The organism is Paenibacillus rhizoryzae (assembly GCF_059686995.1).
Genome location: NZ_JCAALT010000006.1, coordinates 174881 through 186410 on the forward strand (window position 1 = coordinate 174881; position 11530 = coordinate 186410).

At 48.9% G+C, this 11530-nt stretch carries 6 protein-coding genes; 1 reads left to right on the forward strand and 5 read right to left on the reverse strand.

The features are described 5' to 3' along the window. Positions 1-56: 56 nt before the first annotated feature. From AC6ESO_RS18895 to AC6ESO_RS18915, 5 genes are all read right to left on the reverse strand, one after another. Positions 57-1235: a GntR family transcriptional regulator gene (locus AC6ESO_RS18895; protein ID WP_497092707.1), complete on the reverse strand. Its 1179-nt coding sequence runs from the start codon at positions 1233-1235 to the stop codon at positions 57-59. A gap of 865 nt (positions 1236-2100) precedes the next feature. Beyond that, complete coding sequence (locus AC6ESO_RS18900; protein WP_497092708.1) at positions 2101-4935, reverse strand: GxGYxYP domain-containing protein; 2835 nt, start codon at positions 4933-4935, stop codon at positions 2101-2103. A gap of 318 nt (positions 4936-5253) precedes the next feature. Next, the gene (locus tag AC6ESO_RS18905) at positions 5254-6450 is read right to left on the reverse strand and encodes a GntR family transcriptional regulator (RefSeq protein ID WP_497092709.1); all 1197 of its coding nucleotides are present in this window, start codon (positions 6448-6450) and stop codon (positions 5254-5256) included. Positions 6451-6530: 80 nt separating this feature from the next. Continuing rightward, a complete protein-coding gene (locus tag AC6ESO_RS18910) occupies positions 6531-8552 on the reverse strand; it encodes a GxGYxYP domain-containing protein (RefSeq protein WP_497092710.1) in 2022 nt (673 codons plus the stop codon). Positions 8553-9136: 584 nt separating this feature from the next. Then, positions 9137-10405: an FAD-binding protein gene (locus tag AC6ESO_RS18915; protein WP_497092711.1), complete on the reverse strand. Its 1269-nt coding sequence runs from the start codon at positions 10403-10405 to the stop codon at positions 9137-9139. A gap of 154 nt (positions 10406-10559) precedes the next feature. Between AC6ESO_RS18915 and AC6ESO_RS18920 the strand changes: the two genes are divergently transcribed. Next, positions 10560-11384 carry an RMD1 family protein gene (locus tag AC6ESO_RS18920; protein WP_497092712.1) on the forward strand — a complete coding sequence of 275 codons (825 nt, stop codon included), beginning with the start codon at positions 10560-10562 and terminating at the stop codon, positions 11382-11384. Positions 11385-11530: the final 146 nt, after the last annotated feature.

Below are 11530 nucleotides of genomic sequence, written 5' to 3' on the forward strand. Positions count from 1 at the left end.
CTGTGAATGATACATCCACAGCGCTATCGGTCCTTCATTTGTGTCGTGGTACACGGTTAGTTTAACTGACCTGTTGTTTTGCGAATGACAAGACTCGGCTGTAGGTTTATCTTCTTGTAGCTTGGCTGTTTGCCTCTATTGTCTATCACTTGCAATAACAAGCGGGCGGCTTCTCTGCCGATCTCTTGCTCGGATTGGTCGATGTGCGTCAGCAGGCTGAATTCCTCCAGCAGCGGGCTCGGGTTATCGAAGGTAATAATGGAGATATCCTCCGGCACGCGCAGTCCGACTTGCTTGGCAATCGACAAGATGTGGACGCCGAGCGCACAGTTCAGCGCAATGTAGGCCGTCGCCATCCGGTTCTTGATGAAGCGGTACAGCGGGTGTTCCTGATTCAATATGGTTTGATTCTCGCTCGATGTGGTGAATAGCGTATTTACGCTCTCTTGCTTTGCATTCACAAGGAAATCGGTCAGAATCAGCGCCGGATTAATCAATGCGCCTTTCTGCTTCAGCGCTTCGTTGTAGCCTTGAATCCGTTCCTCCACCGATACTGTCATTAGCGGCGAGTCCGAACAGATCGCAATATTCCGGTGGCCGAGATTCCATAGATGATCAACCGCCAATATGGAGGCTTGGACACTGTCCGAGGATACGACATTCGTTTCTACGCCCGGCAGATGACGATCAATAAGCACGAACGGATAATTTTGCATCTTGAGCGCGATAATTTCTTCATTGTACACTTCGGCATCCACCGGGAAAATAATCAAGCCGTCAACGTTATTCTTCAGTTCACGAATGACTTCTTTCTCCATTTCCTTGGAGTTGTAAGTGAACATGACCACCACGGAATACTTGCTTGCCTCCAGCATTTCCGTTATCCCATGAAGCAGCCGGATCGCGAAGTAATCGCCGATGAACGGAAAAACCAAACCGATCTTCGCCCGATATGTCGCGCGCTCCGGCACAGGCGTTTCAATAATTGTGCCTGTCGCGATGTATGTCTCCGGAATGCCTTTGATAAAGCTGCCTCTACCCGGTATCCGATAGATCCAGCCGTCCTTCGCCAGCTCCGCCAATGCATTGACAACCGTGATCCGACTGACCTCGAACTGATCCATTAGGTCCTTCTCTGTCGGAATTTTATCATCCTCTACCAGTTTCCTGCTTATAATCAGGTCCTTAAAATAATTTTGAATCTGAATATATAGAGGCTCTCTATCCTGACTCATGAGCCAATCCCCCATTATCTATTAATTTCACCGCACGTACCTTTATATCAAATATATCATAAACATTCTCGATTATAAAGCAACCTAACATGGCACTCCAATAAAAAATCGCACCTCATCCATAATCAAACATTTATGCACAAAAAAGTTATTCAATTTATAAAATTGACGTATTAAAGATATAACAATCATGTCAACTTGTGGCATTGAACGCGGATGCAGAACAATAAATGCGAGAAAGGTTCTATGATAATGCGACAAGCATCGCTGAAGTGAATGGGTTGGATTGGTTAGCTGAGCTGTTGGAGTGACTGCTGGCTGCCTTTAGCAATCCATCAAGCTTTTCGCGCGTGCTATGGGAGCTGCCTCCCCACGAGCGTCGAATAAGTTGCCCAAAATGCAACATTTTCGGCGGATTCAGACCTACATTCAGAAATTGCTGCTGCTATTGCAACATTTTCAACTCACAAGCGGCATAACGGAGCCAACTTAACCCAAATGTTGCACATTACGCAACAATTAAGTTCAGTTGGTCTTAAAACCATTAAAATGTTGCGCGGATAGCAACATCTCGTTTCATCCTCGGATCCTATCGCAGAACACAACCTTGCCCCCACATCCCCCTTGGCTTCTCAAATTATCTTTCCCAACAAACTTAGAAAAACAAAGAGGAACCCGAGCGGTTTATTAACCGTGGGTTCCTTTCTTTCTACACAAAGAAGGAGCGCAAGGTAGCGCTCCTCTCCGGATTAGCGGCCGGATCCAGCCAAGGTAGCCTTTCGCTAACTGCTATCTACCATCTACTATCTACCACCGCTCGCTAACCACTATCACTCAGGCTAGCAATACTGACTGCAATCGAACATTAATTGATCGTAATCCGATCTGCCGTTATCGCAGCTACATCATAGAAGTACACGCGGTACTCCAGTTTACGATTAAGCGTTTGATTAAATGTCAGGTTGAAATCCTGATACGTGTTAGCCGCCGTAAACTGCTGCCTCGTAATATCTGCCTGTGCCACAACAGCACCCGCTTGCGCGTCCCAAACATCGATTTTGGCGACATTCAAGTTGTCCAGCGTGTTGTTGTCCACTTTGAGGCGGAATGTGATTTTGCGATTACCGATCGGCACTTGGGTGTCATATGGACCGTAAACCATATGTCCGCCGTTATCCAGCGATGGAGTCGCCTGCCAGCCATCTCCGTTTACGCGTCCGATACCATGACCTAATACGGTACCTTCCGCTTCATAGTTGCCAAGTCTAGTTGTAACGGCTACCTTATCGACGTTGATTGCGGCTTTATCTTTGTAATTCACCCTGAATTCCAGCGCACTTCCCGTTGGATTGGTAAAGCTCAGGCTGAAATCCTGATACGTATTGTTCGCTTTGAATTGATTCCGGTACACATCGAGGACGGCGAGACTCTGTCCGGTCGAATTATCCCGTACATCCAGCGTAACGACATTATCGTTTACACCGGTGATGGAATCGATCTTCATCTTGAATGAGGCTGTCAATTGACCGACCGGAAGGGTATTGTCATACGGCCCCCACATCATGAAGCCAGCGTTATCCTGAGCGACGTTTGCACTCCAGCCATTATCGTTCGCACGGCCAACCGTGTGCGAGAACGCAGATTCAGCTTCATACTTCTTCACAACTGTAGCCGGATCGATCGGCAGCTGATTATTTTCCCGCATGAGCTGGAAGTACGTGTCCGGTCTGACGAACACGATGTTGCTGTTGCTGCTGAAATTGTTGACGGCATTGATAAAGCTCTGGTACGTGATGCCTTCCCACGGATTCGACTGAATGGTAACGAAGCGAGGCGACGTTCCGTTCCAGCCTGAGATGGCCCCATTGATTTCGGAAATGATGGACGCCTCCGAGTAGCAATACGTCGCGTTCAGCCCTTGGCTTGGAAGCGTATTATCATACACCGAGATCGCGCCACCCGCGTTCTGAGCCGTCAAACCGTACAGGGAAGGGGCATATTGAGCAAAGCTGTTTCCTACGTTTGCGTTCGTCGCGCCATTGATTTGATTCCAGACCGTAAGAACCCTGAGGCCCGCCCGGTTCATATAATTGTTCGTGAGCGCCACATAGTTGTTCAGGTACGTCTGGTTGCCCCAATAATTCGGGTACGTATAGCCGATTCCCGTCGGACCGGAAATCAATTCGTCATTCGGCGTGGCCGTATTGTACAGGTAGTTCAGCACGCCGGGCATAGCGTCCAGCATCGCCGGGGATACGGTCCACCCCAGAGGCACTGTACCTCTTTGCGGATGATCCCAGAATGTTTTGAAGCGGTGCTCCAAATATTGAATGTTATCGCCATCGCTCAAGATGAGGGAAATATAGATTTTGTTCTCCAGCGGCGGCTTATTTGGTGTGCCCTTCACGTTGACCGTTCTGGATGTACCGCCGAACACAGTTAAATTGGATGCAAAATCGCTGGCAATCGTCGACACGCCATACTCGGACACGGTCTGAATGCCCAAGCCCTCATCCGGCCACCAGCCCATGTAGATCCCGCTGCCATATGGCATGTCGGCCAGGAATTGGCGAAGCAGTGTATTCTCGGCGGCAATTGCCGGGTTCAGCCAAATAGTAGCCGCCCCTACCGCAGTCGCGTAATCGCGCAGAAAACCTTTGATACCCGGATTCAATCCGACAATCAGCTTATGCGTGACCAATGACCAGTAATTCGTATATAAGTATTGATACACTTGCAGTTTAGTTGTGAAATCGCCGCGCAAATCATTAAGAATCGGCAGATTGTACGGCGCAGCGGTGAGCTTCGCAACCATGCTTGGCGAGGCAACTATTCCGCCGCTTAGCGATGCGATCGTAGTCGCCAAGTTGATGGTATCCGGAAGCGCATCGTCATACACGACGATCCCGCTAATTTCACTTCTGTATTTGGTAATAAGCGTATATTTATCTGCCACATCGGCATAGCCGAGTCCCAAGGAGTTCGGCCAGTTGTATTTGCCTTCCTCGTTGTTAACCGCGTTATCGAATGTATAAATTCGAGGCTGCGTTTTGTTGACGAGCCCTTTGAGCGTCGTGAACAACACCGCTTCTTCTTCTTTAATCAACGGCCTTGCGCCTACATCATTGACCTTCATATACGCGCCACCGTGCCAGAACACCCTGAATTCCAGCGCATGCCCAGCAGTCGCATTCTTGAAAGGAACCTCAAACCGCTCATAGACGGAGGCCTGCCTCCATTCTTTCCGCGTAATGCTTCTGCTCGCCAATACGACGCCGCTTGTGCTGTCTCTGACATCTACGGTTACCATGACATCATCATTTGCCGTGTTATTATCGATCTTCAAATCATAGAAGGCACTGAAGCTTCCCGTAGGGATGGTAGTCACATTCGGACCGGTAATCATGTTGAGATTCGGCGCATCGATTGAGGTTTGTGCCAGCCAGCCATCTCCGTCCAAGTGACCTGTGGCATGTCCGACCGCTGCACCCTCCCCTTCATATTTGTATTCGACATCCTCTGTTCGGACGTCGATCAGATCAAGCGTTGCGGCAGGTGCCGAGAAGGAAGGAAGCACTTGACCCGATGGCCAAGTAAGCCCAGCTGCTGCTGCAGGTGAAGTCGGGAGAATCGGCAGCGGTGATGCCGATGCGATGATAACGGCTGCCAATCCTAAACCAATCCATTTCTTTACTCTCATTTTCATCCTCCTATACGATTGTAATCGGGAATCTAAATGGACGCCGGCTCTCGTGTAATTCTTTGCTCGATATAACGTGTATCCTCCTTTGCCTCGGGATTATTTCCACTTCCCTATGCTGTAAGTGCTTACAATGTAAATTAAATATATCGTATATATCTTATAATAACAATATGTTTTATTGACAGAAATTACATAAAAAACAGCTTGTTTGTAACGCGACCGACCCTTGTCGTTTAATGGAAAAACAACGTCAAAAAAGCTGCTTCCTCCTATGCGGAGGAAGCAGCCTTCCTTGCGTGCAGCTGCAGACGCAGCCTACTTCTTTGCGTATCGCATGACAGGTCCAGTCGACTGACCGACGACCAGCTTTGGTTCGAGAACGATTTTGTGGTATCCTTCTTCTTCACCCGGACGGTCCAGCAAATTGGTTAATATCCCAGCCGCGCGGCTTCCGATTTCCTCTTCCGATTGCGCGATATGCGTATACCATTCCTGGCTGTCCACCTCTGAAGACGGATCATCGAATGACAAGATCGACAATTGTCCCGGAACATCCAGCTTCATACTGCGGGCCAGCCCGGAGATGTAGAGCGCGAGCTTCGCATTCAGCGTAATATAAGCTGTTGCATGACCGTTCTTAAGGCAGTGAGCCAGTGCATGCGCATCGTCCTTGTGATCATAATCGACCACAAGCTCAGTCAGAATAAGCGCCGGATCGATCATCGCTCCTCTTTGCTTGAGAGCCTCAACGTATCCGGCAATCCGCTCTTCAACCGTAACCGTCGGAAGCGGTGAGTCCGAGCAGATCGCAATATTCCGGTGGCCCAGCTCCCATAGATGAGAGACGGCCAATTGCGCGCCCAGCCTGCTGTCTGAGCATACGAAATGCGTTTCCACCCCCGGTAAATAACGGTCAATGAGCACGAATGGGAAATGATTCATTTTGAGCGACAAGATCTCCTCGTTATACGTCTCGGCATCAATCGGGAAGATGATCAAGCCCGCTACATCCTTCTGCAGCAGCTGAACAATCGCTTCCTTCTCGAACTCGTTGGAATGATTCGTTAAGATGACCGCTAGGTAATAGTCGCTGTGCCTCATAATCTTATTCATGCCTTCAATTAAACGAAGGGCAAAATAATCATCCAGCGTTGGGATGATAAATCCGATCATTCTTTTGCCAGCCGGACGCTCGCGCTGCGTGATTTCCTGCTTCTCACGCACGATCTCATTTAACGCCGGCGCACTCTCAGGTTGTTGCGAAGGCACTTCGGGAACGAAAGGCATATCCTTGCTAACAAAGCTGCCCCTGCCCGGAATCCGATAAATCCAACCTTCCTTGGCTAGCTGGGTTAATGCATTGGCAACTGTAATCCGGCTCACATTGAAATCGACCATCAATTCCTTCTCCGAAGGGATCTTCTCGTCAATCGCCAGCGCACCGGAACCGATCAGCTTCTTGAAATGCTCCTGCACTTGGAGATATAGCGGCTGCCGCTCTTTCTGCATCATTCAGGACTCCCAACCCATAGTTAATAACTCATTTAATATAATAAATACAATACTTTGATATATCATATATTGTCAATGACTTATTTAGACGATGAATTAGGCTCAATCGGCAAGCCTTTGCTTTCACGAACCAGCTGGAAATACGTGTCCGGACGTACAAAAACGACATCCTTATTCGACAAGTATTGATCCCTTGCATTCACGAAATTCTGATAAGATACTTGCCAAGGGTTCGCTTGAATGGCTACGAAAGCAGGCGATTTACCATCCCATTTCTTAACGGCTGCTTCAATTCCATTGGTCAGGTCGCTTTCCGCACTGCCATAGGAAACGTTCAGCTCTTGTCCGGGAAGCTCATTCTTGTAGACTTCGATCTTGCCCGTACCGAACTGGGAGGTAAAACCAAGCAGCGAAGGCGCATGTTCGGCAAAATGATTCGCAGCCTCCGGCGTAATCTCGCCCTTGACGTAGTTCCAAATGGTCAACACCCTCAGTCCTGCTCGCGACATGTAGTCATTCGTACGTGTCACAAAGTTGTCGAGCCCGTCTCCGTCCTGCCAGAAGTTCGGATACGTATAGCCCATTCCCGAGGGACCTGAAATCAACGCATCGTTAGGCGTTGCTGTCTTGTACAAGTAATTTAGGATGCCGGGCATCGTATCCACCATCAGCGGCGAAACCGTCCAGCCAAGCGGAACTTCGCCGCGGTCAGGCGTATCCCAGAATCGCTTGAACGAATGCTCCATGTACTGCAAATTGTCGCCATCGCTCAAGATGAACGATACGTAGATTTTATTTTCCAATGGCGGTTTCTTCGGCAGTTCAGGCACGGTGATCTCGCGCGAGGTTCCGCTAAATACGCTTAAGTTGGATGAGTAGTCGCTCGCAACCGTAGCTAATCCGAAGTCAGATGTCTTCTTCACCCCTTCGCCTTCATCCGGCCACCACCCCATATAGAGCCCGCTTCCGTATGGCATATCCTTCAGAAATTTATCCAGCAGCTCGCTTTCCTTCGGCTCTTTCGGATTAAGCCAGACGACAGCGGCTGTAAGATTCATCGCATAATCCCTGAGATAGGACTTGAGCGAAGGATCTAGGCCGATGATCACGCGGTGCGTAACCTTGGGCCAATAGTGCTCGAGCATATATTCGTATACATCCAGTTTTGATGTGAAATCACCGCGCAGATCCTCCAGTATAGGCAGGTTGTACGGAGCTCCGGTCAGCTTCTCCACCAGTGCCGGCGGTGCGACAATTCCGTCCTTCAAGCCGGCAATCGTCGTTGCCAGATTGACGGTATCCGGCTGACTGTCATCGTACACCACAATGCCGCTTACTTCCGAGCGATATTTGTCCAGCAGCTTCCAGTTATCCTTCTCTTCTTTATATGCAAGTCCGAGCGAGGTTAGCCATGATGTTCCTGTGCTGCCATTCACATTATCCGTGAAGGCGTACAAGCGAGGTTTGGTTTTATTGACCACGCCTTTCAGGGAAGTGAACACGAGGTTCTCATCCTTGCGGAGCGCCCAGGAGATGCCGATGTCGAACAGCTTTACAGTGGATTTGCCGGTCCATAACACCCGAAACTCCAGTGCATGCCCATTATCCGGGACGGTAAAAGGAAGCTCGAAGCTCTGGGACGCATTCGGCAGCTTGAAATCCCAGTTCGTTATCTCCAGCGAAGCAAGACTCGTACCCGCTTCTTGATCGAGCACTTCCAGTTTCGCCACAACCCCGTTCTCATTCGCAAAGTTGTCTACCTGCAAGTTTACGATTGCCTTATTCTCACCGGACGGAATGTTCGTTTGATTCGTAACGTCCAGCATGGGAACATTCGGCGCATCGCTGCCAGCTGTGGCGAGCCAGCCATCTCCGTCGGCTTTGCCGGTTTTATGCGCGAACGAGGCATCTTCCGCCTGGTAGTAGAAGTTATCTGTGGTGTACATCAGATCGAGCGTCGAAGCCGGCTCCTCGAACGAAGGCAACGCCTGCCCCTTCGGCCAATGAACCCCCTCCTCTTTATCAGGCCAGGCAAAATAAGTGGTGACGGCTGCAGCAGCTACGACAACTAAGGAACTGAGTAGAATGAATCTGCCTTTCAATGGATCTCCTCCTATTTAGGTGAATGGTTGATGAATCTTCCCATGATGTCAAAGTTCTTAATATTTACTATAATATATATAACAAATAATATCTAGAATGAAATAGATCTCACCGAACCGAACATTCGCCTACCACTTTGACGCATTCCTCTTCCTCCACCACGCCACAGCTCACATCTCGCGTTCCGTATTCTCAATCCCATGTCATGCCACAGCTTACATCTCTCGTTCCCCGTTCCGGATTCCGTATGCCGCAACGCCCTCACAACCCTGCCACATGCCAGAACTGGCGTCTCTCTTGCCGTAAAAATCTAACGAATCGTAGGGGCCTTATTCGGCCGAATATCGGGGCTCTAAGATTCTAACGAACCGTAGAGGTCTTATTGCGGGAAAATCAGCATCAATACACCTAGTAACCGTCAAATAAGGCCCGTACGATTCGTTAGCCCTTTTTTGGAGCTATAATCGGGCAAATAAGGCCTGTACAATTCGTTAGCACTTTCCGCTACTAGCATCGCGTGTCGGAAACAACGAAAAAGCCGCCGACTAAGCCGGCAGCTTTACATTTCTAGGAACAACTTGCGTTAAGTCCCCAATATATATTGATTGATAAAATCATTGCCAAACTTACCTTCCGGATCATAGCGACGAATCAGCTGCTGAAAGTCGGGTAACTTCTCGTAGTGCGATTGTACCCGGGCCGGTGACATGGTGAATAGCTTACCCCAGTGAGGACGAGCATGGAATGGCCCAAGCTGCTCTTCGATAACAGGCAGCAATTGTTGAACAGCGGCCCAATTATCTTTCCATGTAAAATGGATGGCTACCATCTCCTGCTTGTAACAAGGGCTCATCCACAGATGATCTGCGGCAATGGTGCGGATCTCCGATACATGAAGGAGCGGCGATATCTGATCACGCAGGCGGTTAATTGCACACAAAGCCGAATAAGCGTCTTGGCGCGGCACGAAATACTCGCTTTGTAACTCCTCCCCTGCACTCGGGGTAAAGTCCATGCGGAAATGCGGTAAACGCTCATACCACGGTCCTGCGATTCCCATCTGTTCACTGCAATTCTCCGGAGAAACGCCCGGTACCGGGTGCCGATTCGAAGGTGCAAGTGTGGCGCCGTAAAACTCAGACTCTACCGGAGTTACCGCTTCAGAATCTGTCAGCTGTTTCTTCCGCCACACCTGATTAAACGAAGATGACTTCCAATCCGTAAACAAACTAACACTATAGGCACTGGAGAAGATTGCGTCAAACTGGTCTTCCAGCTGCGTTAGCGGCAAGTTTTCATAGATATACTGGCTCATTTGGAAGGCTGGGACGACGTCTAGCGTGAGTTTCGTAACGACGCCTAATGCTCCTAAACCCACGACCACACCGGCAAATACGCCATCATCTTGATCGCGAGAGCACACAATTGTCTCTCCATCCGCTTTTACAACCTCAAGGGAATGGACCACCGTAGCGAGGTTGCCATTCAAATCCCCTGAACCATGCGTCGCTGTCGCTACCGCACCTCCTACCGAAATATGCGGCAGCGAGGCCAGGTTATGCAGCGCATAGCCGTTGTTATGCAGATAGTGGCACAGCTCACCATAGCGGATTCCTGCTTCCACAGTCACTCGATGGTTGGTGCGATCTAAAGCTATGATGCGGTTCAGTTTCTGGAGCGAGAGGTGACATCCAATAGAGTCGGCGATGCCATTGAACGAATGCCGTGTGCCAAGTACCTTGATTCGATTGCTGCGAGCAACCAATGCTTGTATTTCTTCCACATGTTCAGGCGCATGGAACTCCGAGGCGTTGTACCTGTAGTTCCCTGCCCAGTTACGATTATTTTCCACAGTCAGACATCCCTTCCTGTACTACGCGTCGTTAGTGTTATTACTTGCTTCGCTCTCGGTTGGAGATATCCCTGCAACACCCTCCATATCCCTTTCTTCTAATGTTTCGTTCCGTAGCATAAAATGAACTAGATTCCTATAAGGTGGCGAGCCTATGAAAGAGATTTCAATTCGGGCATTTGCAATTACGAATGAAATTGATTTGAACAAAATAGCCATCCGATGTGGCATTCCTAAGAAATATACATGGGAAGAACCGCTAATCCTGAGGGACAGCATCTTGGAATCGATTCTCCAGCGCCAAATTGATGCCTCGCAGCAGGTGCTCGTTTTCTCCTTTGGCAGCGTCGTTTTTATTAATCACAAGCACCGCGATGAGATACTCCGTTTTTTCACCTTCATCCGTTCTTTCGAGCCGAACATTGACCTTCATGCCACAGACAGCTATACCGATGATTACAGTCTTCATACCGCGGAAGCTGAGAATATGGTGCTTACCGATGAATATGTTGTCGTTCCCCAGTATGAGCTTTTCTACCCTGAGTTAATATCCACTGTACTAGCCAAATCGGTAGCGCTGGAGAAAATAGAAGAGCAGCTTGGAAAGATTCACGACAAGCTCGAAACGATGATCGACCGATTGGAAAAGGGCAAACTCAGAATCGGCAATAAGGAGCTCGCGCGGACGATGGCAACCATCATTCGGCATGAGTATAACACCCTTGGGTATATCATGATTTTGGATAAGCCTGATATTACATGGACAAGCAGCACAGCCGGCGAATTTTACGATAAAATGCTGGAGTTTTTCGAATTAAATGATCGGTACAAAATATTAAAAAGCAAAACGGACGTGTTATACAACATCATGGAGGGTTTCTCGACCATCAGCCACTCCATTAGGGGGCTATTCGTAGAGTGGGTCGTCGTGATCCTCATCGTTATTGAGGTGGCGCTTTCGATATTTAAGATTGCTTGATTTAGAACAAATCGCTAAAGCAGTAATATCCGAGCAACTAGTTTACAGCGTATAATTGAATAAATCCATCCGATTTGTTTCTAGTAAAAACAAACTCCACCCAGAAACGAGAGGCTGCACATATGGCAACGCTGACCGAGCTATCC